21 protein-coding genes are annotated in these 23601 nt (G+C 67.5%); 12 read left to right on the top strand and 9 right to left on the bottom strand.

Annotation, left to right across the window (positions count from 1 at the left end):
• From HYU53_17435 to HYU53_17425, 3 genes are all read right to left on the bottom strand, one after another.
• On the bottom strand, nt 1-89 hold an 89-nt coding region (locus HYU53_17435), incomplete at its 3' end, for an AbrB/MazE/SpoVT family DNA-binding domain-containing protein (GenBank protein ID MBI2222974.1).
• A 72-nt stretch (nt 90-161) separates the two neighbouring features.
• On the bottom strand, nt 162-944 hold the full coding sequence (locus tag HYU53_17430; GenBank protein ID MBI2222973.1) for a tetratricopeptide repeat protein: 783 nt from the start codon (nt 942-944) through the stop codon (nt 162-164).
• 107 nt (nt 945-1051) lie between these two features.
• The gene (locus HYU53_17425; protein ID MBI2222972.1) at nt 1052-4018 is read right to left on the bottom strand and encodes a TonB-dependent receptor; all 2967 of its coding nucleotides are present in this window, start codon (nt 4016-4018) and stop codon (nt 1052-1054) included.
• 297 nt (nt 4019-4315) lie between these two features.
• On the opposite strand from HYU53_17425, the gene HYU53_17420 reads away from it, so the two are divergent.
• Genes HYU53_17420 through HYU53_17405 form a run of 4 tightly spaced genes read left to right on the top strand, consistent with a single transcriptional unit; the run spans nt 4316 to nt 8643 of the window.
• Nucleotides 4316-5527, top strand: coding sequence for a thiolase family protein (locus HYU53_17420; protein ID MBI2222971.1), 1212 nt, complete (start codon nt 4316-4318; stop codon nt 5525-5527).
• Nucleotides 5528-5548: 21 nt separating this feature from the next.
• A complete protein-coding gene (locus HYU53_17415; protein ID MBI2222970.1) occupies nt 5549-6610 on the top strand; it encodes a 3-isopropylmalate dehydrogenase in 1062 nt (353 codons plus the stop codon).
• 5 nt (nt 6611-6615) lie between these two features.
• Complete coding sequence (locus tag HYU53_17410; protein MBI2222969.1) at nt 6616-7797, top strand: acetyl-CoA C-acetyltransferase; 1182 nt, start codon at nt 6616-6618, stop codon at nt 7795-7797.
• Entirely contained in the window at nt 7798-8643 is an 846-nt protein-coding gene (locus HYU53_17405; GenBank protein ID MBI2222968.1) for a 3-hydroxybutyryl-CoA dehydrogenase, read from the top strand.
• Nucleotides 8644-8722: 79 nt separating this feature from the next.
• On the opposite strand, the gene HYU53_17400 is transcribed toward HYU53_17405, so the two are convergent.
• On the bottom strand, nt 8723-9412 hold the full coding sequence (locus HYU53_17400) for a hypothetical protein (protein ID MBI2222967.1): 690 nt from the start codon (nt 9410-9412) through the stop codon (nt 8723-8725).
• On the opposite strand from HYU53_17400, the gene folE reads away from it, so the two are divergent.
• Genes folE through ypdA form a run of 4 tightly spaced genes read left to right on the top strand, consistent with a single transcriptional unit; the run spans nt 9411 to nt 13018 of the window.
• Nucleotides 9411-10019, top strand: a complete 609-nt coding sequence (gene folE, locus HYU53_17395) for a GTP cyclohydrolase I FolE (protein MBI2222966.1) — start codon at nt 9411-9413, stop codon at nt 10017-10019. The two genes, HYU53_17400 and folE, sit on opposite strands and share 2 nt — an antisense overlap.
• Before the next feature lie 49 nt (nt 10020-10068).
• Entirely contained in the window at nt 10069-10716 is a 648-nt protein-coding gene (locus tag HYU53_17390; protein ID MBI2222965.1) for a hypothetical protein, read from the top strand.
• A gap of 47 nt (nt 10717-10763) precedes the next feature.
• Nucleotides 10764-12011, top strand: a complete 1248-nt coding sequence (locus HYU53_17385) for an amidohydrolase family protein (protein MBI2222964.1) — start codon at nt 10764-10766, stop codon at nt 12009-12011.
• Nucleotides 12011-13018, top strand: a complete 1008-nt coding sequence (ypdA, locus tag HYU53_17380; GenBank protein ID MBI2222963.1) for a YpdA family putative bacillithiol disulfide reductase — start codon at nt 12011-12013, stop codon at nt 13016-13018. Before HYU53_17385 ends, ypdA begins: the two co-directional genes overlap by 1 nt.
• A 153-nt stretch (nt 13019-13171) precedes the next feature.
• Here ypdA and HYU53_17375 read toward each other — a convergent pair whose 3' ends face one another.
• The 3 genes from HYU53_17375 to HYU53_17365 are packed head-to-tail and all read right to left on the bottom strand — an operon-like array spanning nt 13172 to nt 16636.
• Entirely contained in the window at nt 13172-13801 is a 630-nt protein-coding gene (locus HYU53_17375; GenBank protein ID MBI2222962.1) for an LON peptidase substrate-binding domain-containing protein, read from the bottom strand.
• Nucleotide 13802: 1 nt separating this feature from the next.
• Nucleotides 13803-15107 carry a hypothetical protein gene (locus HYU53_17370; GenBank protein ID MBI2222961.1) on the bottom strand — a complete coding sequence of 435 codons (1305 nt, stop codon included), beginning with the start codon at nt 15105-15107 and terminating at the stop codon, nt 13803-13805.
• Nucleotides 15104-16636, bottom strand: a complete 1533-nt coding sequence (locus HYU53_17365) for a sigma 54-interacting transcriptional regulator (GenBank protein MBI2222960.1) — start codon at nt 16634-16636, stop codon at nt 15104-15106. Before HYU53_17365 ends, HYU53_17370 begins: the two co-directional genes overlap by 4 nt.
• Nucleotides 16637-16689: 53 nt before the next feature.
• Between HYU53_17365 and HYU53_17360 the strand changes: the two genes are divergently transcribed.
• From HYU53_17360 to HYU53_17345, 4 genes are read left to right on the top strand one after another with little or no spacing between them, the layout of a single operon-like run.
• Nucleotides 16690-17451 (top strand): glycerophosphodiester phosphodiesterase, encoded by a 762-nt coding sequence (locus HYU53_17360; protein ID MBI2222959.1) that lies wholly within the window; start codon nt 16690-16692, stop codon nt 17449-17451.
• Entirely contained in the window at nt 17448-17888 is a 441-nt protein-coding gene (locus HYU53_17355) for an energy transducer TonB (protein MBI2222958.1), read from the top strand. The genes HYU53_17360 and HYU53_17355 overlap by 4 nt, the downstream gene beginning before the upstream one ends.
• 24 nt (nt 17889-17912) lie before the next feature.
• The gene (locus HYU53_17350; protein ID MBI2222957.1) at nt 17913-19988 is read left to right on the top strand and encodes a M1 family metallopeptidase; all 2076 of its coding nucleotides are present in this window, start codon (nt 17913-17915) and stop codon (nt 19986-19988) included.
• A 10-nt stretch (nt 19989-19998) separates the two neighbouring features.
• Nucleotides 19999-20934, top strand: a complete 936-nt coding sequence (locus HYU53_17345; protein ID MBI2222956.1) for a hypothetical protein — start codon at nt 19999-20001, stop codon at nt 20932-20934.
• On the opposite strand, the gene HYU53_17340 is transcribed toward HYU53_17345, so the two are convergent.
• The gene (locus HYU53_17340; protein ID MBI2222955.1) at nt 20927-21259 is read right to left on the bottom strand and encodes a cytochrome c; all 333 of its coding nucleotides are present in this window, start codon (nt 21257-21259) and stop codon (nt 20927-20929) included. The two genes, HYU53_17345 and HYU53_17340, sit on opposite strands and share 8 nt — an antisense overlap.
• A 25-nt stretch (nt 21260-21284) precedes the next feature.
• The gene (locus HYU53_17335; GenBank protein ID MBI2222954.1) at nt 21285-23585 is read right to left on the bottom strand and encodes an MtrB/PioB family outer membrane beta-barrel protein; all 2301 of its coding nucleotides are present in this window, start codon (nt 23583-23585) and stop codon (nt 21285-21287) included.
• Nucleotides 23586-23601 lie beyond the last annotated feature (16 nt).

Raw genomic sequence — 23601 nt, 5'->3', positions numbered from 1 at the left:
TCGAGCGGCGTGCCTGGTCTCAATCCGGCCCGCTCGCGGATGACGGCCGGAATGACCACACGCCCTGCCTTGTCGATGGTAGTTCGCATGGCAACAGACTACCATGTCCGGGTCCGAACCTCTCGGCAGAACCACCCGTCAGAACCCGCCGGTAGAACCCTTCAGTTCGTCGCCTTCTTCTTCGCCGCCTTGATGTCTTCTTTGAGCTGCGGCTGCACCTTGAATCCAGCTTTTTCGGCCGCTTTCACTTCCTTCTCCGCCTCGTCGGCCCTTCCCGTCAGCAGGTAGACGACCGCCAGATTGTTGTGCGCCTCACCGGATCGTCCGTCGGCCGCAATCGCCGCCTTGTACTCGCGTTCCGCGTCCTCGAATTTCTCCGTCCGGAAATACGCGCTGCCCAACGAGAGGGAAACCCACGCCGGCACCGTGTTGCTCAGCGAGAAGTTGCTCCCGCGCTGGATGGCCTCCATCATCTGCCGACGCCGTTCGTTCAGCTGCCGCAGGATCTCTGCTGTCTGCTGCGTCTGGGGACCGGTCTGGTACTGGCGAATTATCTCGTCGATTTCCGTGACGCGATCGCGACGGTAGCGCTGCGCTTCCTGCTGGTTGCTGAACCGCTGCCCGGCCTGAGCCTGGTACAAGTCACGGCTGCGGGTGAGCGCGGAGATCGCCTCCACGTAGCGCTTCTGCGCCATATACGAACGCCCCAGCATGTAGAATGCGAGTTCGAATTGCGGATCGATCTCGACCGCCTGCTGGAACGCCCGGGTAGCCTTCTCGAAGTCTTCGGCCCGCATGTGTTCAAAACCGAGCCGGTACGGCACGAGCGCGCGGTCGCGATTGTTCGCCAGCTCGCGCGGTGCAGCCCGGAACTGTTCGGCCAGCAAGGTGGGAGGCGTGCAAGCAAGCACGAATGCGAGCGTGGCTGCCGACGTCATCCTCATGACATGTTCTCCAGGGTCCAAATGAAAACGCCCCGCGATCCCGGAGGATCGCAGGGCGTCATGGTACACCCGGAGGCGACCCGCTGCCGCGGGCCGTCCCGCGAGATCTAGAAGATGAACTTCACGCCCACCCGGGCCTGCAGCGGGATCTGGAAGTCGTTGTCCATCAGGAACCGCGGGTCCTTCACGATGTGCTCCGCATCGATCAACTGCGCCAGAGTCTGACGGCCGCCGTAGAACTGGGCTTCATCAGGGGTGACGCCGTTGACCTTGTGGTACGTCGAGTACTGGCTGATCGCGGTGTCCTGGTTGAACAGGTTCAGCACGTTGAACTGCAGCTGGAGGCGGCGGTCGCCGGCCAGCCGGAAATCGTGCTGCAGGCTGACGTCAGTCTGCGAGTACGTCGGCGTGCGGCCGTCGCTGCCGCGGCCCAGGTACTGAACCGGGTAGTTGCTCGTCGGGAAGATCCCGATTTCGCGCGTCACGGGCAGCCCGCTGGCGATGTACTGGTTCAAGCCTACGCTGGTGCCGAACGGCATCACGTAGATGAACTGCGTCTTGAACTGGTGCGGCCGGTCCGTCGGGAGCGGCCCGAACGCCGCTTCGCCGCCGTCCTGGAACATCATCATCGGGTAGTCATACGCGCGGCCGACGTTCGGGCTCATACGGCCGTTCTCGTCGGACTGCGACAGACCGGTGTAGTTGCCGTGCAGACGGCTCCAGAGATAGCTGCTCCGGAGATACCAGCTGTTTGCGAGCCGCTTTTCGAACGCGAACTCGACGCCGTCGTAGTCGCGCTTCGCCTTCGGCAGCTCCACCTGCGGGTTGGTGAACGCCAGCGCCGTGAGCCCCTCGCCGGGGTTCGCGATGACGTAGCCCTCGCTGCCATCCGGGAGCAGGAAGCCCGTGTCATCAACCGCCCGATCGAGCTGCTTGTGCACGTACCGGAGGCTGACCGCCATCACGTCGTTCAGCTGGTGGTCGCCGCCCAGCGTGAACTCCTGCTGGCGCATCGGCTTGAGATCCGGGTCGATCGCGTCCGACCCGAACGACGGGTGACGGAAGTCGATCGGTCCGCGGATTAGCGTGCCGGAGCAGGCCGGCGGGCAGTTCGCGCCGTTGACCAGCGTCCGCCAGTCCGGCGTGTCGAGCGTGTAGTAGTAAGACAGCCACTTGTCGCCGCCGAACGAGCCGCGCGGCAGTTCCAGCTTGAAGATGTCGTAGAAGATGCCCCACGAACCGAACACCTTCGTGCGGCCGTCGCCATTGACGTCATACGCGAAGCCGACGCGCGGTGCCAGCTTGTCGCTGAACGGGAACTCCAGGCCAAACTCGGGGATGTCCTCGCCCGTCGTGTAGGTGGGCACGCGCTCACGCTCGGTCCTGAGGCCCAGGTTGACGGTCAGGCGGTTGCTGATCGTCCAGGCGTCCTGGATGAACAGACCCACGAGGTTGGTGTGGATGTCACCCTCGGTGATGAGTCCCTTCTTCGGATCGATGGCGTTGCTGCGGACCTCGTAGTACCCGAAAGGTCCACGCGTCACTGGCCGGCCGCTCGACAGGGGGATTCCCCAGCGGATGGTCACGAGGTTGCGCGACTCGCCGCTGAGCACATTGTTGCCAACGCGATCCAGCTGCACGCCGCCCTTGATCTGGTGCTCACCGCCGAAGTGGCCGTACACCGTCGCGTCCGCCTGGAAGTAGGCGCGGGTCTGCTGGTCGCGCTCCACCTTCGTGTTCGACGGAATGCTCCGGAAGTTCGTGCCGCGCTGCAGTTCCGCGGGCACGCCAGCCATGCCGATGTTGCTGGTGGTCGTCCAGCGGATCACGGGCTCTTCGGTCACGTTGGTGTCGTGCTGGTCGGCCATGTAATAGCCGCCGCGGACACTGAAGAACAGGTTCGGGTTGGCCACGTAGTCCAGGTTGCCCGACACGCTGTAGTTCGGGAACGTCGAGGTCTTGCCGTAGTTCGTTCCCGCCGGATCGAGGCCCGACAGCGCGGGCAGCAGCCCCTTCAGGCGCCGCCAGCTGTTGTTGAACGCGACGCGCGAGCGCAGCTTGTCGCTCCACTGCGCCGTCGTGTTCGCCGTGACGTAGTGGAACTGTTCCTTCTGCGTCGCAGAGGTGGTCGCTGCGCTCGGATTGCTCGCCGTGCTCGGGTCCACCGAACGCTCGGTGCTGGTGAGGGCTGGCTGGTAGGCGCCGAAGAACCACGCGCGATCCCTGATGATCGGGCCGCCGAGCGCGAAGCCCGGCTCGATGCGCGTTTCGTCGTCCTTCGGGTAGCTGACGTACTCAGCCACGTTCGAGTCCGTGAGGTTCTGCCGGAGCGTGGGACGACGGGCACTCTCCAGGTCGCTGCCCTGGAAGTAGAAAAGCCCGTTGCCGTGCAGGTCGTTCGTGCCGCTCTTGGTCACGACGTTGACCACGCCGCCCATCGCGCCACCGAACTCCGCCGTATAGCCGGAGGACTTGACCTGGACCTCTTCGACGAAGTCCGCGATGACATTCTTGCCGGAGGCGCCGGTCCGCAGGTTCGTGGTCTCGATGCCGTCCACGATGTAGCGGTTCTCGCCGGCGCTCGCGCCGTCAATCGAGAGACCACCGAGTTTCGCCTCGTTGTTCGCGCCGGGGGCCTGCGTGACCAGCGTGGTGAAATCACGTCCCTTCGGCAGCAGTTCGACCTGCTCGCCGCGTATGCTGGTCTGTCGCGCCGTCTGCTTGACGTCGACCAGCGGGCTTTCCGCGGTGACCTGCACGCTTTCCGCAACCCCTGCGACCGCGAGCGCGAAGTCCACCTTCTTGATCTGCCCGAGGTTGACCTGGACGTTTTCCGTCGTCCGCGGTGAGAAGCCGCTCAGGTTTGCCGTGACGGTGTAGCTGCCAGGCGCGAGCGACGGGAAGCGGTAAGTGCCGGTATTGTCCGAGGTGGTGCTGACGGTCGCGCCTGTGGGGCTCTTCGCCTCCACCGTGACACCCGGGAGCACCGCTCCCGACGTGTCTTTCACGACCCCTTCAATAGAGCCCCGCTGCTCCTGGGCCATCGCGGTCCCGGTAAGCAGCAGTGCGCACATGAAGGCTATTACTGTGCGTGCACGCATTCTTCAAATCCTCCGAATGAGTCTAGGAACGAAATGGCAGGAACGAAGCACTGCCAACCCACGTTTTTAGCACACGATGTGCCTGAAATCACAATTTGCTAAGTCGCTTGTTTGCAGTAACTTAGTTTAAACAGACCCGGCGTCGGGCCGGCGGGTCCACCGAATTGAATCCAAATGGCCGGATTGGCTATGACAAGGTGCACTATGTTGCGACCGGCAGCGGCCCTCCCTCCAGATCTCCGGCCGGGCCACTGATATCATTCGTGGGTTATGCCGGGCCGGTCCGTCGTCATTGTGAGCGCCGCGCGCACCGCTATCGGAAAGTACGGCGGCTCGTTTCGCACCGTCCATCCGGCCGAACGCGGCGCGGTGGCCGCGCGCCGCGTCATCGACACCGCCGGACTGGCCGGCGAAGACGTCGAAGACGTCTGGATCGGCCACGGCCGCCAGGCGGGTTCCGGCCCGAACACCGCACGCCAGGTGGGCAAGCGAGCCGGCCTTCCCCACACGACGCCGGCGCAGACGATCAACAAGGCGTGCGCCTCCGGGCTGCAGGCGATCGTGAGCGCCGCGCAGGAGATCGCGCTCGGCGAGATCGAGTGCGCGCTGGCGGGCGGGGTCGAGTCGATGAGCCGGATGCCGTATCTCATCGACGCCGAGGACGCGCGGTGGGGCCACCGCATGGGCCACTTCACGCTGGTGGACGCGATGTACCGCGACGGGTTCACCTGCTCGGTCTGCGGCATGATCATGGGGGAGACCGCCGAGCTCCTCGCGCGGCAGTACGGCATCACGCGCGACGCCTCGGACCGGTTCGCGCTCGAAAGCCAGCGCAAGGCGGAAGCGGCGATCGCCGCCGGCCGCTTCGGCGATGAAATCGCGCCGGTCACGATCGCGGACGCGAAGGGACGTGAGACGGTCGTTGGGCGCGACGAGCACCCGCGTTGCGGGGCGACGCTGGAGTCGCTTCAGAAGCTGCCGCCCGTCTTCGGCGCGGTTGACGGGCAGCCGGGGATCATCACCGCGGGTTCCTCGTCGGGCATCACCGACGGCGGCGCCGCGGTCGTCGTGATGAGCGAGGAGCGGGCGCGCGCGCGCGGCCTGGCGCCGCTGGCGCGCATCACCGGGTGGGCCAGCGCGGGCGTGGATCCGCGGGTCATGGGGATTGGGCCAGTGCCGGCGATGAAGAAGCTCTTCGAGCGGACGGGCACCACGGTTGACGACTACGACCTCGTCGAGCTGAACGAGGCGTTCGCGGCGCAGGTGCTCGCGGTGCTGAAGGACGTGCCGATCGCGCCCGATCGGCTGAACGTGAACGGCGGCGCGATCGCACTCGGCCACCCGATCGGCGCCACCGGCACGCGCCTCGTGGTCACGCTGCTGCACGAGATGAAGCGGCGCGGCGCGCGGCGCGGTCTGGCGACGCTGTGCGTGAGCGGCGGGCTCGGGATGGCGGTTGCATTTGAGAATTTGAGGATTTGAGGATTTGGAGGATTTGAGGATTTGAGGATTGCGGTTATTGCCGGAGACGGCATCGGAAAAGACGTCACGGCCGAAGCCGTGAAGGTGATCCGGAAGACGGCGGAGGTGTTCGGGAGGACGATCGACCTCGAGCTGCTCCCGTACGGCGCGGACTATTACCTGCAGACGGGCATCGCGCTGCCGGCCAACGGCTACGCGACGCTGCGCGATGAGTTCGACGCGATCTTCATCGGAGCGCTTGGCGATCCGCGGATCCCGGATATGCGCCACGCCCGCGACATCCTGCTCGGCATCCGCTTCGAGCTGGATCTGTACGTGAATTACCGGCCCGTTCGCCTCCTCGACGAGCGCCTGTGCCCGCTCAAGGGACGCACGCCGAAGGACGTGGACTTCGTCGTCTTTCGGGAGAACACCGAGGGGCTGTACGTGAGCGTCGGCGGGCGTTTCAAGGCCGGCACGCCGGACGAGATCGCCATCCAGGAGGAAGTGAACACGTACAAGGGCGTCCATCGCATCATCCGCCACGCCTTCGAGTTCGCGGCAGCCTCGGGCCGGACGAACGTCGTGATGGCCGACAAGAGCAACGCCATGCAGCAGGGGCACGCGTTGTGGCAGAGGGTGTTCCGCGAGGTGGCGGTGGACTATCCCGGGATCAAGGCCGATCACTACTTCATCGACGCGCTCGCGATGCAGATGGTGAAGAACCCCGGTCTGTTCGAGGTGATCGTCACAAACAACCTGTTCGGCGACATCATCACGGACCTCGGCGCGCAGCTCCAGGGCGGGCTCGGGATGGCGACTTCCGGCAACATCCATCCCGGGCGCACGTCGATGTTCGAGCCGGTGCACGGCTCGGCGCCGAAGTACGAAGGCAAGAACGTCGCGAACCCGGTCGGCGCGATCCTGTCGGCGGCGCTGATGCTGGAGCACCTGGGCGCGAAGCCGGAAGCCGCGGCCATCGAAGCCGCCGTCGCCAACGCGGTGCAGACGCTCAACGTGACGACCGACGCGGGCGGCCGGCTCGGGACGGCGCAGACCGGGGACTATGTTGCGAAGCGCCTGGAAGCAGGCAAGGACAGGTAGCTCCCATGCATGAGGTATTCATCGTTGGAGGGGCGCGGACGCCGATGGCGGAGTACGTCGGCGCGCTGAAGGACTTTTCCGCGCTGCAGCTCGGCGCCATCGCGGCGAAAGCGGCGATGGATCGCACGGGCGTGCAGCCGGACTGGGTGGACCACGTCGTCTTCGGGAACGTCCTGCAGACGAGCGCCGACGCGATCTACGGCGCGCGGCACGTCGGGTTGAAAGCGGGCGTGCCGATCGATCGGCCCGCGCTGACCGTCAACCGCCTGTGCGGGTCCGGCATCCAGGCGGCCGTGAACGGCGCCCAGCTGATTCAGCTCGAGGAGGCCGACCTGGTGCTGACCGGCGGCATGGAGAGCATGAGCCAGGCGCCGCACGTCATTCGCGGCGCGCGGACCGGGCTGAAGCTGGGGCAGGCGAAGATGGAGGACATGCTCTGGGAAGCCCTCCTCGACACGCACTGCAACTGCATGATGGCGGCGACCGCCGAGAACTGCGCCACCAAGTACGCGATTCCGCGCGAGGCGCAGGACGCATACGCGCTCCGCAGCCAGCAGCTCGCCGAGAAGGCCTGGCGCGAAGGGAAGTTCGACGAGGAGGTCGTGCCCGTCGAAATCACGTCGCGCAAGGGGGTGACGCTGTTCGCGAAAGACGATCACATCCGGCCCGAGACGACGATGGACGGGCTGGCGAAGCTGCCGGCGGCCTTCTCGAAGAACGGCTGCGTCACTGCGGGAAACGCGAGCGGGATCGTCGACGGCGGCGCGGCGCTCATTCTCGCCTCGAGGAAGGCGGTCGACGCGCGTGGGCTGAAGCCGCTCGGGCGGCTCATCGCGTGGTCCTACGTGGGCGTGGAGCCGACGCTGATGGGCATGGGGCCGGCGCCGGCCACGCGCAAGCTCCTCGAGAAGACGAAGCTCACGCTGGACGACCTCGATCTCATCGAGGTGAACGAGGCGTTCGCGGCGCAGTATCTCGCGGTCGAGCAGGAGCTGGGCCTCGACCGCAACAAGGTGAACGTGAACGGCGGCGCCATCGCGCTCGGCCACCCGCTCGGCATGACGGGCACGCGGCTGCTCCTCACGCTGCTGCTCGAGCTGCGTCGCCGCGGCAAGCGCCGCGGCCTGGCGACGGCGTGCATCGGCGGGGGACAGGGGATCGCCGCGCTGGTGGAAACGGAGTCATAGATGATTCGAACAGTGGGCGTACTCGGTTGCGGTTTGATGGGGTCGGGGATCGCGCAGGTGGCCGCGCAGTCTGGCTACAAAACGATCGTGCGCGAAGTGGAGCAGTCGTTCCTCGACAAGGGGCTCGGCCGCATCAACAAGTTCCTCTCCGACGGCGTCGAGAAGGGGAAGGTGAGCCCGGAGGCGCGCGAGAAGACGCTCGCCAACCTCAAGGGCACGACCTCGTTCGACGATTTCAAGGACTGCGACATCGTCATCGAGGCCATCATCGAGAACATCGACGAGAAAGCGCGCGCCTGCGCGGCGCTCGAGGCCGTCGTGGGGGCGCGGACCATCTTCTGCTCGAACACCTCGTCGCTCTGCATCACGGAGCTGGCGGCGAAGACGAAGCGGGCGGACCGGTTCGCCGGGCTGCATTTCTTCAACCCCGTGCCGCTGATGAAGCTCGTCGAGGTGATCCGCGGGTTGACGACCAGCGACGACACGTATCGCGCGGTGTTCCAGTTCGCGCAGTCGCTGGGGAAGGAGCCGATCACCGCGCCCGACAAGCCGGGCTTCATCGTCAACCGGCTGCTCGTGCCGTACCTGCTCGATGCCATCCGGTCCTACGAGCATGGCCTCGGCACGCTCGAGGACATCGACAAGGGCATGAAGCTCGGAACCGGCTACCCCATGGGGCCGTTCACGCTGCTGGATTTCGTGGGGCTCGACACGACCTACTACATCGCGAACATCATGTTCGAGGAGTATCGCGAGCCGGCGTACGCGCCCCCGCCGCTGCTGAAGCGGATGGTGCTCGCCGGGCGCCTCGGGCGGAAGAGCGGGCAGGGGTTCTACAAGTACTGAGAGCCGCGGCCCTGAAGGGCCGCGGCTACGCGTATCCGCAGTCCGTGTCGCCGCCGGCCGTCCGTGTAGCCGCCGGCCTTCAGGCCGGCGGCTCCCTCAGCAGTCGCCGCGCCCTGGCCTTGAACTCGCGATCCTCCGGCGCCCATTCGTCGTGGATGGGCGCCGCCATCAGCTTCTCGAGCGCGGCGCACGCTTCCGCGTGGCGATCCATCGCGAGCAGCGTTTCGGCGAGGAAGTACAGCGAGGCGTGCGACGTGGGATCGTACGCGAGCGAGCGGCGGAGGTGCTCTTCCGATTTCTTCCGGCTGCCGCCGAACAGCGCCGGCACCCTGAAGTACCAGCGGCCCAGCGCGCGATCGGCGGAGCCGAGCTGAAAGCCGGGGTCGATCGTCAGCACGGTGTCCAGCTCGCGCTTGATCTGGCCACGGTACCTCAGCCCCATGCGCAGCCCGAATGACTCGGCAAGGGCGCCCATGTTGGCGGCGCGCCAGAAATGTCCCTCGGGCCGGCCCGGCCGCGCGCGGATGGCCGCCGCGGCGGCGTCAATCCCTTCCTCGAGCGCCGTGCGCCGGATCTCTCGCGACTCGGCGTGCGTCCCAATCCAGTACGCCGCGCGCGCCAGCTTCCACGCGCTTTCGAAGTCGGGACTTCCGCCCGGGCGGCCCAGGCGCCCCGCCCAGATCTGCGCCGCGGCCCGTGCGGAGGCGAGCTCTTCCCGGCGCGCGTAGAGGGCGTCCGGATCCGCAGCCGGAGGCTGCGCCAACGACATGTACAATACGAGGATGCAGGAGATCATCCGTCAGTTGCTCGAGCAGCTCGGCGAGGACCCGGACCGCGAAGGCCTGCTCGACACGCCCGCGCGGGTGGAGCGGGCCCTGCGCTTCCTCACGAGCGGCTACCGGACCGACGTGGACGGCGTCATCAACGAGGCGCTGTTTTCCGTCGATTATAACGAGATGGTGATCGTGCGGGACATCGACTTCTACAGCCTGTGCGAGCACCACATGCTGCCGTTCTTCGGCAAGTGCCACATCGCCTACCTCCCGCAGGGGAGGGTGATCGGCCTGAGCAAGATTCCGCGGATCGTCGACGTCTTCAGCCGGCGCCTGCAGATCCAGGAGCGGCTCACGCAGCAGATCGCCGACATCATCCGCGACAAGATCAACCCGATGGGCGTCGCCGTCGTGATCGAGGCCACGCACCTCTGCATGTCGATGCGCGGCGTTGAGAAGCAGAACTCGTACGCCGTCACCAGCGCGATGCTCGGCGTCTTCCGCGAGGATGCGCGGACGCGCTCGGAGTTCCTGGAGCTGATCAAGCGCCCCGAGCCGGCCAGGCGTCTGTCGACGCCCGAGCGGTCGCTCGTCGCCGATTGACGCCCCCGGCGGCTGTTATACTTCGACCGTGCGGCGATGTGCGGCTCTCATGCTGGCCTGCGGTCTCGGCGCCGGCGTCATCCTCGATGCGCAGGCACGGCGGTCCACGCGGCGCGCGACGCCACGCAAGCCGGCGGCCGTCGCGCTGAAAACCGAAGCGGCAAAGCTGACGTGTCCGGCGCTTCTCGGGCGCGGCGTCCGGACGCGCCTCGAGTTCTGCGACGTCCTCATCAGCCGCCAGCCCGCCGACGGCGTGCTCATCACCATCCCGCCGCACGAGGGCCCGGCGTTCGTCACTTTCTCCCTCCACAACCGGCACACGTACTCGGACGAAGAGGTCCGCGCAAAACGCGCGTACGCGAGCTACACCGCCGTCGTGGGGCTGCTCACGATGGACGCGGAGCTGGTGGAACGGGCGGCGGTGCAGGCCGAGTTTTTCGCCGAGCGCGACCTGTTCGACCGGATTGAAGGGGGGGCTGGGCCGCGCGGCCTCAAAGCGGTCGCGCCGATCGGCGCCGAGCACGTGCGCCTCCAGGTGGACGCGGCGACCCAGCAGGCCAGCCTCCTCGGCGAGAAGCTCGTCGTCGTGAGGCGCGAACAGACCGCGACGTACACCGTCGCCGGCACCCCGATCGCGACGGTGAGCGATGTGCAGGTGCAGTACCGGCCGAAGCGGGCCCCCGCCAGGCGCCGGTAGGGCGTGGCAGATTGCGGATTGCAGATCCCACGAGAGAGAGAGGGGCTATGAAGCGTCACGTGGCCGTGTTGTGCGTCGCGGTTGTTCTCGCATGCGCGTGGATCGTCTCCGCGCGGCAGGAAGACGCGGCCCTTGTTCTCGTCAACGCCAACCTCGTCGATCCGCGCGATGGGCGGATCGCGGCGCGCGCCACCGTCGTGATCCGCGGTGCACGCATCGAGTCGGTTGGATCCGGCGCGGCGCCCGCGGGCGCCCGCGTGATCGACCTCGGCGGCAAGTACCTCGTTCCCGGTCTCATCGACGCCCACGTCCACATCGCGAATCTCCGGGCGCTGCGCGCCGCGCTGGATTCGGGCGTCACGACCGTCCGCAGTTCCGGCGTGTCTGGATTTGTCGACGTGGGGATGCGCGAGCTGGTGCGGCGCGGGGCGGTCACGGCGCCGGATGTCGTGGCGGCCGGCTACCACGTGCGCCCGCAACTGGCGGAAGAGGCGTTTTTCGACGCCCCCGATCTGTCGACGCTGATGCGGACCGGGGTCGCGACGGAGGAGGGCATCCGTCGCGTCGTGCGCGCGAACCTGGCGCGCGGCGTGGATTGGATCAAGATTCTCGCGACCGAGCGCGCCGGAACCGCCGACACGGATCCGCGCAAGCAGGTGTACCTGGAAGCCGAGCTGCGCGCCGCCGTGCAGGAGGCCGCGACCAGGAACGTCCCGGTCCAGGCGCACGCGCACGGCGACGAGGGGGCGATGGCGGCGGTGCGTGCCGGGGTGCGCAGCATCGAGCACGGCACGTACCTGTCCGACGCGACGTTGCGGTTGATGAAGGAGAAGGGCACCTATCTGGTGCCGACCTACACCACCGTCGTCGATCTCACCGAGCCGGGCGGCGACTACGACGTCCCGGCGCTGCGGATCCGCGGCGGCCACATGCTTCCGCGGCTTGCCGGCACCGTGCAGCGCGCGCATCGGATCGGGGTGAAGATCGTCACCGGCGCCGATACGGGTTACGGCCCGAACAGCCTCACGCGCATTTCGCAGGAGGTCACGAACTTCGTCGAGCTGGGCATGACGCCGTTGCAGGCGCTGCAGGCGGCGACGACCACCGCGGCGGAGCTGCTGCGCCTCGACGGGCGGGTCGGCGTGCTGGCGCCCGGCTTCGAGGCGGACGCGATCGCGGTGGAGACCAATCCGCTGGAGCATCCGCGCGCGCTGCAGGACGTCCTGCTCGTCATCAGCAACGGCCGCGTTGGAGCGAACCGTCTCGACATGGAGAAGAAGGCGGGAACGAACTGATGGAGCTACGGGACGTAATCGTGGTGGGCGCCGGGCCGGCCGGCCTGGCCACCGCCATCGCCGCGACGAAAGCCGGACTGAGCTGCCAGATCATCGAGAAGGGGGCGCTGGTCAACTCGCTGCTGCACTACCCGCGGCACATGACCTTCTTCACGACGCCAGAGTTGATGGAAGTCGGCGGGCTGCCGTTCGTCAGCCCGAACGACAAGCCGTCACGGCTGGAGGCCCTGCGGTACTACCGCCGCGCGGCCGACGCGCTCGCGCTCGACATCTGCTTCGACGAGGCCGTGCTCCGCATCGAGCGGCACACGCCGGATGCCACGCCCCATCCGGTCTTCGCGATCGAGACACGGTCGGAGCGAGGCGTGCGTCGCGTCAGCCACGCGCGGGCGGTCGTGATCGCGACCGGCGCGTACGACGTGCCGAACCTGCTTGGCGTCCCGGGCGAGGACCTGCCGCACGTGTCGCACTACTACACCGAGCCGCACCCGTACTACCGCAAGAACGTGGTGGTCGTTGGCGGCAGGAATTCGGCGGCGGAGGCGGCGCTCGACCTCCATCGATCGGGGGCGCGCGTGACGATCGTCCACCGCCGGGCGGCGCTCGGCGAGTCGATCAAGTACTGGGTGAAGCCCGACATCGAGAACCGGATCGCGGAGGGTTCGATCGCGGCGCGGTTCAACACGCGCGTCGTCGAGATCACGCCGTCGCTGGTCATCGTCGAATCGGCGGGCCATCGGGAGAAGATTCCGGCCGACGCCGTCTTCCTGCTCATCGGATACCGGTCCGACCCCGTGCTGCTCAGGAATGCCGGCGTCGACCTGGATCCGGACACGCGCGGCCCGGTCCACGATTCGGAGACCTTCGAGACCAACGTGCCGGGGCTCTTCGTGGCGGGTGCGGTGACCGCCGGCATCGAGAGCGGCCGCATCTTCATCGAGAACGGCCGGCTCCACGGGGAAGTCGTGGTCAAGTCGATCGTGCGGCATCTTTCACCGACGACCTAATCACGTGCGACGTGCGACGTGCGACGTGCGACGTGCGACGTGCGACGTGCGACGTGCGACGTGCGACCACGTGCGACCACGTGCGACGTGCGACGTGCGACCACGTGCCGCACGTGGCACGTGGCACGTGGCACGTCGCACGTCGCACGTGGTTCAGTGTACCCGGTCGTCCCCCGGCGCCCGGTACGCGATCACCTTCATCTCGAGCAGCTCGAGCAGCCGCTTCGCGCGTGAGACGACCCCCTCCGATTCGAGGAGCGCCTGCCGTTCCAGCGGCTCCAGCTCGAGGTACTGCGAGAGCGCGTTGACGAGGTCTTCGTCCGGGATGTCGGGCGGGAACTGCCGCTCGCGACGCCCTTTCAACGCTGCCGCCAGCACGACTTCCTCGAGCCGGTTGCGGATGGCAAACAGGCGCTCGCGGTCCCCGCGCGACACCCCTTCGACGATCGGCTCGACCTGGGCCACGCGGTACGGCTTGGAGCCGTCCTCGCTCTGGATCCTGAACTTCGTCAGTCCCCGCAGGACGATGTTCGAGCGGCCGTCGGGGAGGGCTTCGACGTGCGTGATGACGCCGGCGCAGCCGATCGGGAACACGCCGGGGCGTCCATCGTCGCTGTCCTCCCATCCCGCTTGCAGCAGCGCCATCCCGATGACGCGGTCGCCGGCGAGCGCGTCGGCCAGCATCTGCTGATAGCGAGGCTCGAAGATGTGCAGCGGCAGCAGCACGTTCGGGAAGAGCACCACCGACGGCAGCGGGAACAGCGGGATGAGCGGCGGGAGCATGCTAGTGAATCGTCCTGGTCTTCCGGTTCACGTAGTCCATCAGCACGTACTGGCCGAGCGTGTAGGGCGTCGTGAAGTACGCCTTGCCGCGGCAGATTTGCGCCACCTTGCGGACGAAGCTCACCAGGTCGTAGTCCCGCGCGAGCATGAACGTATTGATCATGATGCCCGCCTTGCGGCACGCGGAGACCTCGGCAAACGTTTCCGTGATGACGAACGGATCGAGGCCGAAGGCGTTGCGGTAGATCCGCCCGTCCGGGCGGGTGACCGCCGACGGCTTGCCGTCGGTGATCATGATGATCTGCCGCATGTCTTTCCGTTGGCGCTCCAGCAGCCGCCGCGCAAGCCGCAGCCCCTCGCGCGTGTTGGTGTAGTACGGCCCCACGCGCACGCGCGCCAGCTGCTGGATCGGGATTTCCTCAGCCGAGTCGTGGAACAGCACCGCCTTCAGGCTGTCGCCCGGGTACTGGTGCCGAATCAGGTTGGCGAGCGCGAGGGCGACGCGCTTGGCGGGCGTGAACCGGTCCTCGCCGTAGAGGATCATGCTGTGGCTGCAGTCGAGGAGCAGCACCGTCGCGCAGGAGCTCTGGTATTCCCCCTGCGCCACCATGAGGTCCTCGTAACTTACGTCCAACGTAAAAAGGGGTCGGGAGCCTTTTTCCCGCTGTTCGTTTCCGGGAAAAAGGCTCCCGACCCCTTTTTCCGCGCTCGTGCGCTGCACGGCGTTCAGGATCGTCGCGCTCGGGTCGAGGTTGAGCGTGTCGCCGTACTCGTAGGGCTTCGGCGCGGCGCCCGCCTCGATGCCTGCCGAGAGGTCGTGGGTGTCGTGGCGCCCGGCGCTCGAGCGGCCGAGCGAACCGAGCAGGTCGCGCAGCGCGCGGTAGCCGAGAAAATCGAGTGCTTTGTCGGTGACTTCGAAGCGCGCCTGGGTGTCGGGCCCGCTGGCACCCTGGCCCCGCTCGCGGTGCTCGCGCTCGGCGCGGGTATCGGGTGGCGCGGTGATGTAGCCCTGCGTCTGCAGGCGCTCGATGATCTGCTCGATCAGCTCCTCCAGCGCGTCGCGCGTCTCGGGGTCGCCAGCCTGCCCGAGCAGCTTCTCGAGCTGGGCGTCCGACAGGAGATGGCCGTTCAGCAGCGCGTCGAGGATGGCGTCGTGCAGCGCCTGCAGCGTCTGCTCGGTCTCGTCGAAGTCGTACGGGCTGCCGAAGCCGCTGGACAGCATCAAATCGGAGAGCTGCGAGAGCAGGGTCTCCAGGTCCAGGCCGTCCAGGCCGTCGCCGGTGAATCGCGAGTACCGGTATTTCAATTGTAGTACCGCTTCTTGCCGGCCGGGTGCGGCAGCTCGCGCTCCATCAGGTCCTCGACGTTGCGCCCCTGCTGCGGCCGGGCGCGCGCCCCCTCCACGGCCGAATACGTGCGCTCCTCGGTGCGGCTGATCTTCTTGGTGGCGTACAGCCCTTCGAGCACGAAATCGATCGCTGAGGCGACGGCCGGCTCGGAGTGCCTGCCCTTGCCCAGCAGGTGCTCGGCGACGGGGCGAAGCCCCTGCACCTGCGCCGCCCGTTCGACCAGCTGCGAGGCCGGCGCCGCATCGTCAAGCTGCAGCGTGCCGCCAAGCTCGAACCATTCGATGACGCCGCGGCAGTCCGCGTCGCCGACCCACCCGGTGAACACGTTGGCGGCGGCCGATCGAATCAGCTCGCGCGCGACGTGGTCCGCTCCCTTCAGCTCCCCCTCGTATTCCAGCTCGAACTTGCCGGTAATCGACGGCATCGCGCTGTACACGTCCGTCACGCGGGGCACGACGATGGCCTCGCCGTTCAGCAGCGCGCGCCGCTCGGCGTTCGACACGGCGTTCTCGAGGCAGGTGATCGGCATCCGCTGGCTCACGCCCGATCGCTTGTCCACCTTCTGATCGATCCGCGCCTGGAACGCGATCTCCTCCACCACTTCACGCACGTAGTCGGGGATCTCGACCCGCAGCGCGTTCGGCCGCGGCCGTCCGCCCGGCGACACCGTGCGGCTGGTCCAGGATTCCTGCGACGTGATGCGCATGCCCTCGTGCCGCGTGGCGGGGTAGTGGGTGCGGATCTCGGATCCGATGCGGTCCTTGAGCGGCGTGATGATCTTGCCGCGCGCCGTGTAGTCTTCCGGGTTCGCCGTGAACACCATCATCACGTCGAGCGGCAGGCGCACGGGATACCCCTTTATCTGGACGTCACCCTCCTGCAGGATGTTGAACAGACCCACCTGGATCTTGCCGGCCAGGTCCGGCAGCTCGTTGATGGCGAAGATCCCGCGGTTCGCCCGCGGCAGCAGCCCGTAATGCATCGTCAGCTCGTCGGAGAGCTGGAGGCCGGCGCGCGCGGCCTTGATCGGATCGATGTCGCCGATCATGTCGGCGATCGTCACGTCCGGCGTCGCGAGTTTTTCCACGTAGCGGCGCGCGCGCGGCAGCCACGCGACCGGCATCGAGTCACCCTCCGCCTGGACGCGAGCCCGGCACGCGCCGCAGATCGGCGCAAGCGGATCGTCGTGGATCTCGCACCCGGGGACGACCGCGATCTCGCGGTCCAGGAGATCGACGAGCGCGCGGAGCATGCGCGTCTTCGCCTGGCCGCGCAGGCCAAGCAGGATGAAATTGTGGCGCGAGAGGATGGCGTTGACGATCTGCGGCACGACCGACTCGTCGTAACCCACGATCCCGGGGAAGAGCGGCGCGCCGGCCCGCAGCTTCTCGATCAGGTTTTCGCGTAGCTCGTCCTTGACGGTTCGGGACGGGACGCTGCCCGAATCGACAGCACGACGGAGTTCTCCCCGGGTGTTCGCGGCCATGGATGCATCTTAGCAGGAGGTAGGAGGTGGGAGGTAGGAGGTAGGATGGGCGCATGCACCGAGCGCTGCGGGGCTCACGCCCGCTGGTCTTCGCGCACCGGGGTGGCGCGAAGGCCGGACCCGAGAATACAATCGCCGCGTTCGACGGCGGCTTGGCGGCCGGCGCGGACGGGCTCGAGCTCGACGTGCGCCTGTCGGGCGACGGCGAGGTCGTCGTCATCCACGATCCCACCGTCGATCGCACGACAAACCACCGAGGGGCCGTCAGCGCGTATTCGGCCGCCGAGCTCGAGCGGTTCAACGTCCTCGGATCGGGAGACGGCGTCCCCCGGTTGCGCACGGTCCTGGAGCGATACCGCGACGCGGCCCTGATCATCGAGATGAAGGACGCCAGCGCCGATCTCGCTCTTCGGGTCGCGAATCTCGTCCGGGAGGCGGGCGCCATCGAGCGCGTCGCGCTGGGTTCGTTTCACGCGACGCCGCTCAAAGCCGTGCGGCGGTACGAGCCGCGGATTCCCACCGGATCGGCCCGCGACGAGACGCGCCTGGCGTTGTACGCGAGCTACGCGGGGATCGCCCCGTTCTGGGCGGGCTACAGGGCCTTCCAGGTTCCGGAGCTGACATCCGGCCAGCGGGTCGTGTCGAAACGGTTCGTCAAGATGGCGCATGCCGCCGGGCTTGCCGTCCAGGTGTGGACCGTGGACACGCCGCACGACGTCGCGCGCCTGCTCGGATGGGGCGTGGACGCCGTGATCTCCGACTGCCCGGAGGTGGCCGCGCGGGCCGTACGTGACTGGTCCGCCGGCGTGCCATGAGCCGGCTGGGGCAGGCGCGGATCTTCTTTGGCGGCGCGCTCTTTGTCGCCGTGCTGCTGATCGGCGGCCCGCAGCCGGCTTCTCCGCCGCGGCGGTCGATGGTCGCGCCGCCGCCCCCGTCCTCGGCCGCGCCGCTGCCGCGTCCGTGGCGCGAAGCCGTGCGTGCCGGTATCCCGTCACCGCGCAAGACGAGGCACGTCGATCCGCTCTATCCTGAAGCCGCCCGCCAGGCCCGGATCGAAGGGGTCGTGATTCTGGAAATCCTGATTGACGAAGGAGGGCGCGTGCAGGACGCCCGCGTGCTCCGCTCCGTGGCGCTCCTCGACGAAGCCGCGCTCGACGCCGTGAAGCAGTGGCGGTTCTCGCCGTCGATCCTCGACGACCAGCCCGTCAAAGTGGTTCTCACCGTCGAAGTGAACTTCGCGCTGCGCGGGTAGCTCTCCTGTGGTTAAATGCGTCGCATGCGGCACATTTCCTGTCTGTTTTTCCTGGCGGCGACAGCCTGCCCGCCGCTGCTTGAGGCCGATCCGCTCCCCGATCGCGCGCAGAGAATCGTCGAGTACCGAATCGACGTCAGGCTCGATGCCGGCAGCAAGCAGTTGATCGGCCGCGAGCACATCGTCTGGAAGAATCCATCGACCGACGCCGTCAACGACCTCTGGTTCCACCTGTACCTGAACGCGTTCAAGAACACGCGCACGACCTTCGTGCGCGAATCCGGCGGCCAGCTCCGCGGCGACCGGATGACGCGCGACTCGTGGGGCTGGATTGACATCACGTCGATGCGCGTCGCCAACGGCGCCGACCTGCTCCACGGCGCAACCTTCGAGCACCCCGACGATGACAACGCGGGGGATCAGACGGTGATGCGCGTGCCGCTGCCCTCGGCGGTGCCGCCCGGCGGAAGCGTCGCGGTGGACGTGGAGTTCCGCGCGCAGCTGCCCGAGGTGTTCGCGCGCACGGGGTACAAGCGCAACTTCTACATGGTCGGGCAGTGGTTCCCGAAACTCGGCGTGTACGAGCCGGCGGGCATGCGGGGCCGGGCGACGGGGGGCTGGAATTGCCACCAGTTCCACGCCAACTCCGAGTTCTACGCGGACTTCGGCACGTACCGCGTCGCGATCACCGTGCCGAACGGCTTTGTGGTCGGCGCAACCGGCGCTCGCGTGTCCACGACGGAGAACAAGGACGGGACCGTCACGTTCGTCCACGCACAGGACGACGTGCACGATTTCGCGTGGACGGCCGATCCGGAGTACGTCGAACTGCGGCGAACATTCTCCGCGGCGCGCGACGTCACGCCGAAGGAGTACCAGGACGCCGCGCGGCTGCTCGGACGATCGCTCGACGAAGTCCGGTTATCCGACGTCGAGACCATCCTGCTCGTTCATCGGCCCCGCCTGGTGCAGGCCGAGCGCCACTTCAAGGCCGCGATGGACGCCATCAAGTACTTCGGCCTGTGGTACGGCCGCTATCCCTACAAGACCCTCACCGTGGTCGACCCCGCCTTCGGCGCCGCCGGCGCGGGCGGCATGGAGTATCCGACGCTGATTACCGCGGGAACCTCCGCGCTGCTGAACCGCGGTCCGCTCAATGGGGTGAACGCGGTCGAGGAAGTGACGGTCCACGAGTTCGGGCACCAGTTCTGGTACGGGCTCGTGGCGAGCAACGAGTTCGAAGAATCGTGGCTGGACGAGGGATTCAACTCGTATTCGACCGGCAAGATCGGGGAGAAGGTCCACGGCCGCGACGCGTCGGTCGCGAACATCGCGGGCCTGCTTCGCATCGGCGGCCTCGAGATGGCACGCGCGCAGAACAGCCCGAACCGCAAGTCCGATCCGATCCTGACGCCGTCGTGGAAGTTCGAGTCGGGCGGCGCGTACTCGTTTTCGTCCTACGCGAAGACGGAGCTGGTGCTGCGCACGCTCGAGGGTCATCTCGGCGAGGAAACCATGGCGCGCGTGATGCGGACCTACCACGAGCGCTGGCGGTTCAAGCATCCCTCCAGCGACGACTTCTTCCGCGTCGCCAACGAGGTGTCCGGCAGGGACCTCGGCTGGTTCTTCGACCAGACGGTGAAGGGCACGGGCGTCCTTGACTACGCGGTCGCCGCGGTCAGATCGCGCACGGCGACGGTGCCGGCAGGCGTCATCGACGGACCGAAGGGAAGGACGACGACGAAGGCCGCCGAGGCGCGCGACAGGGAGCGGAATGACAGCAACCTGCCGTGGGAGTCGGAAGTGCTGGTCCAGCGCAAGGGGGACATCGTCTTTCCGGTGCAGATTGCGTTGCACTACGCGGGCGGCCGGATCGATCGGCGAACGTGGGATGGGCGCGATCGCTGGCTGAAGATCCGGACGACCACCCGGGAGAAGCTCGAGTGGGCGGACGTCGATCCCGACCGCAAGGTCCCGCTCGACGTGGACTACCTGAACAACGCGCGGCGCGTCGATTCCGACAGCCGCGTCAGCACGCGGTGGTCGACGCGGGTCATGTTCTGGGTTCAGAACGTCCTCGCGACCGTGATGGGTTTCTGAGGGGGCTGCCATGATGACGACCTGCCTTCGTTCCGGATCGCGCGCCCTCTCGGGCAACGGCAAGCTGGTGGCAACGCTGTGGGCGTGGAGCACGCTCGGTGCGCTCGCGGCGGGCGCTGCGACCTGGCGCTGGCTCGGCGCCGCGTTCAACGACTCGCCCTGGGCCGATCGTCTGCTCGACCGGTTTTTCCTCGGGCTGGCCGCGGAGCTGGTGCAGTACGATCGCTTTTCGCCGATGTTGGCGCTGAACGGCGCGGTGCTCGGCCTCGCCGCGGTCGGCCTCATCAGCAATCCCCTGGTGGCCGCGGGCGTGCTGGAGGTGATCGTGTCGCGCGACGACCGGCCGCTGCTGCACCGATTCTTTCGCGGCGCCGGGCATTTCTTCGGCCGGTTCCTCCGCCTGCTCGTCATCAGCGCGGTGGCCGCCGTGGTGCTCGTCGTAGCGGCCGCGGCGATCACGCGCCCGATCGCGACGCCGCTTTCCGAGTCGAGCTGGGAGCGCGCGTCGATCGCGTTCGGCTTCGGCCGCTTCGTCGTGTACGGGGCGCTGGTGGCGTTTGTGATGGCGGTGCTGGAGGTGGCGCGCGCGAGGGTCGCGACCGCTGCGACCGAGACGCGCGGCATGCTGCGCGCCTGGCTGGGCGCCGCGCGCGTCGTGCTGCGCCACATCGGCGCGGTCGCGGGGATCTATCTGGCCTTGGGCGTCCTGTTGGTCGCCGTGCTCGCGCTCTACGCGGCCCTTGCCGGCGCGATCCCGACGCGCGCCTGGGCGGGCATCGTGGCGGCAATCGTGCTGCAGCAGCTGTTCGTGATGGCGCGCGCCGCCATTCGGATCGCCCGGGCCGGCGCGACCGTGAGCCTCGTGGCGCTGACCGGCGCGCGGGCAGAAGGCCCGGCCACCGTTGAGCCCGTGCCTTCTGCGCCGTCGCCGGCGAACGTCACTTGAGCGTCTGGAGGTACGCGATCAGCGCGTCCACGTCCGCTTTTGGAAGCTTCGAGTAGTCAAGCATCGGGGGCTTTCGGGTCACCTGGTGCTTGGCCGCCATCTCCTTCCAGTTCACGATCCACTCGCGCAGCTCCTCGGCCTTCCACTTCGAGCCGACGTGATCGAGAGAACCCTTCGGGTTTCCCTTGCCCGCCACCGAATGACACATCGTGCACTTCTGGGCGGCGTAGAGCTGCTGTCCCTTTTGAACCAGAGCATCCTGCGACCACGCGGCGGCGGGCCACAGCAGTCCCGCGACGACGAGCATCAACACGTTCGGGCGCATAGCGAGTGTCCTCCAGACGGCGTCATCAGAACAGATAGAGGATCCGGAAGAATCCCGTGTTCGCCTTGTAGGGCCGGTTCCCGTATCCGGTGCCGATGACGCCGAGGTAGTCGATCCGGGGTGTGCCGGGTTGCAAATCGACGGTCGCGTAATCGCTGACGTCGAACTTCTCGAACCAGTAGCCGAACCCGAGGCCCGCGCTGCGGCTGAACATGTAGGTCACGTCCGCCTTCAGGCGCTGCCACGTGTTGGTAATGGTCGGCAGCGGCTCGAAGCAGGACGTGAGCGGCGCCGTGCACGGCCTGGGCGCCCCCGGCCTGAACGCCGTGGACGTCATCAGCTCCTGGATGCGCGGGCCGCTGTGGATGTACGCGTTGTTCGAGTCGCTGTAGTCGTAACTCAGGCGGATGTCGGTGCGCGCGATCGCCTGGAGCAGGTCGAGGTACACGCTCACGTTGTCGACCTTCTCGTCCTGGTCCAGCAGCCAGTCGCGGTTCGGATCGATCCAGCTCCCGTAGTCGGTGCCCAGCGGGCTCGCGTTGCGCGCCTTCATCAGCGCGTCGTACGAATCGCGGCCGTAGTTGGCGCCGAGCAGCACCTTCTCGACCGGCCGGAGGTTGGCCGTGACGTTGAAGACGGTGTTGTCGTTGTCCAGCAGCCCGAACTGGTGGCCGTCGCCGCGGTATCGATCCCGGGCGGCCGCGAGCGAGAAGCTGACGTCGAAGATGGACGCCGGGGTGAGCGTGACCACCAGCCAGCCACGGTCCCGGTCGCGATCGGCGACGTCGTAGGTCCGCAGGCCCGGCTGGAAACCGGCCTCCTCGAGCGTCTCCAGCGAGAGGCCGGTGCCGACCCGATGCGAGTTCTCGTAAATCAGGCGCACCATGACGTACGGCCCGCCCACCGTGTCGAGCGTGGCGCGGAACGTGTAGTCCGTGCTGTCGCTGAGTTCCCGCCCCGTCCGCTTGGCGTCGTCCAGCGTGTAGCCGAGCCGGAGGTCCGTGCGCGGCGCCACGTTGAAGCTGGCGTTCACGTCGAACGTGCTCTGCCTGACGTTGAACGGGCGGGTCGGACCGCCGGTTTCCTCCGGGACCGCGTCCATGCGGACGTAGTCGGTGCCGTCGAACATGGGCGTCAGGTTCCGATGGTCGTTGTACCGGTAGCGCGTCGTGAAGCCGAAGAACCGGTTCGGCCTCGTGGTGTAGGTGAGCAGGGCGTTGACCGCTTCCACCTTGGCGTCCGCCGTGCTCCGCGGCAGGCTCGCGAGCCCCGGGAACAGCGCGAACACCGCCGGGCTGTCGATCACCTTGCTGCTCGTCCACGGGATCAGCGTGTCGTTCTGCCGCATGGTCGCGAACGAGACCGTGCCGTTCACGTTGCTGTGTCCCGGCAGCTTGTAGAGTCCCGTCGCGCTGATCGTATTGAGGCTGTTGTCTGGAGCCGCCGCGAAGCGGCTCTGCGCCGCCCCTCGCCCGCTCGCATACCCGCTGTAGTCGATAGGACTGGTGTCATCGGCTCGCACCGGGTTGTCGACCAGCAGTTCATGGATGCCGTTCCTGAACCAGGAGCCGTCCCACGCGACGCGGAACATCGCCTGCCGGCCAAGCCACTCGGCGGCGGCCGAGAGGTCGTTGGTGCGGGTGTCGATCGGGGCCGCCACCTGGCTCGCCACGTTGAACCCGAACGAGGCCCCTTTCGGCTCGTGCCCGGTCCTGTTGGTCGACGCGAACGAGAAGTTGATGGCCAGCTCGCGGGTGGCCATCAACGTCCCGGCGAAGCTCGCCGTGTCGCGCCGCGACTGGATGTCGAGCGGCGAGGCGAGGTCCCGGAAAATCGACGGGGTCGCGAGCTGCGCCGCACTGGCCGCGACGCCAACCACCCCCGGCGCCCGGTTCTGCACCAGCAGCCGCGCCGTTCGATCGAGCGTGAACACGCCGGGAGACTGCTCGACCCACGGCGTCGAGGAGTTGTAGGCGTAGTTGAACGGGGTGGAGTCCCACAGGAACGTGAATTTCACCCGCCCCTGGCGATCGTAGCTCGCCTCGTATCGCTGGTCTCTGTACCCGATGTTGGAAATCTCCGCGCTGAAGGCATACTGCGCGGTCTCCTTGCCGAGGGTGATCCGGGTGGACGCGCCGTCGCGCACGTCGCCGAACCGTTCGAAGCGCGCCTGGTCGCCCGTCACCGCGTTCAGCCGCGCGCCGAAGTCGATCGAGCCCGCCCAGCCTGCGGTGGGGATGAACGCCGGCGGCGGCGGCGGCTGCTGCGCCGACGCCACGGACGCCAGCAGGGATCCGGCAATGGCCATCGTCAGTGTGTTACGCATCGCAATCCTCCTCGCA

It is taken from the genome of Acidobacteriota bacterium, assembly GCA_016184105.1.
In the GTDB taxonomy this organism is placed as follows: domain Bacteria; phylum Acidobacteriota; class Vicinamibacteria; order Vicinamibacterales; family 2-12-FULL-66-21; genus JACPDI01.
Note: the sequence above shows the minus strand (reverse complement) of the source record. Positions and strands in the feature narration are given on the sequence as shown.

Coding starts and splice junctions, on each gene's coding strand:
- HYU53_17430 (MBI2222973.1), bottom strand. CDS start 944: ATGAGGATGACGTCGGCAGCCACGCTCGCATTCGTGCTTGCTTGCACG.
- HYU53_17425 (MBI2222972.1), bottom strand. CDS start 4,018: ATGTGCGCACTGCTGCTTACCGGGACCGCGATGGCCCAGGAGCAGCGG.
- HYU53_17420 (MBI2222971.1), top strand. CDS start 4,316: ATGCCGGGCCGGTCCGTCGTCATTGTGAGCGCCGCGCGCACCGCTATC.
- HYU53_17410 (MBI2222969.1), top strand. CDS start 6,616: ATGCATGAGGTATTCATCGTTGGAGGGGCGCGGACGCCGATGGCGGAG.
- HYU53_17405 (MBI2222968.1), top strand. CDS start 7,798: ATGATTCGAACAGTGGGCGTACTCGGTTGCGGTTTGATGGGGTCGGGG.
- folE (MBI2222966.1), top strand. CDS start 9,411: ATGTACAATACGAGGATGCAGGAGATCATCCGTCAGTTGCTCGAGCAG.
- HYU53_17400 (MBI2222967.1), bottom strand. CDS start 9,412: ATGTCGTTGGCGCAGCCTCCGGCTGCGGATCCGGACGCCCTCTACGCG.
- HYU53_17390 (MBI2222965.1), top strand. CDS start 10,069: ATGCTGGCCTGCGGTCTCGGCGCCGGCGTCATCCTCGATGCGCAGGCA.
- HYU53_17385 (MBI2222964.1), top strand. CDS start 10,764: ATGAAGCGTCACGTGGCCGTGTTGTGCGTCGCGGTTGTTCTCGCATGC.
- ypdA (MBI2222963.1), top strand. CDS start 12,011: ATGGAGCTACGGGACGTAATCGTGGTGGGCGCCGGGCCGGCCGGCCTG.
- HYU53_17375 (MBI2222962.1), bottom strand. CDS start 13,801: ATGCTCCCGCCGCTCATCCCGCTGTTCCCGCTGCCGTCGGTGGTGCTC.
- HYU53_17365 (MBI2222960.1), bottom strand. CDS start 16,636: ATGGCCGCGAACACCCGGGGAGAACTCCGTCGTGCTGTCGATTCGGGC.
- HYU53_17360 (MBI2222959.1), top strand. CDS start 16,690: ATGCACCGAGCGCTGCGGGGCTCACGCCCGCTGGTCTTCGCGCACCGG.
- HYU53_17355 (MBI2222958.1), top strand. CDS start 17,448: ATGAGCCGGCTGGGGCAGGCGCGGATCTTCTTTGGCGGCGCGCTCTTT.
- HYU53_17350 (MBI2222957.1), top strand. CDS start 17,913: ATGCGGCACATTTCCTGTCTGTTTTTCCTGGCGGCGACAGCCTGCCCG.
- HYU53_17345 (MBI2222956.1), top strand. CDS start 19,999: ATGATGACGACCTGCCTTCGTTCCGGATCGCGCGCCCTCTCGGGCAAC.
- HYU53_17340 (MBI2222955.1), bottom strand. CDS start 21,259: ATGCGCCCGAACGTGTTGATGCTCGTCGTCGCGGGACTGCTGTGGCCC.
- HYU53_17335 (MBI2222954.1), bottom strand. CDS start 23,585: ATGCGTAACACACTGACGATGGCCATTGCCGGATCCCTGCTGGCGTCC.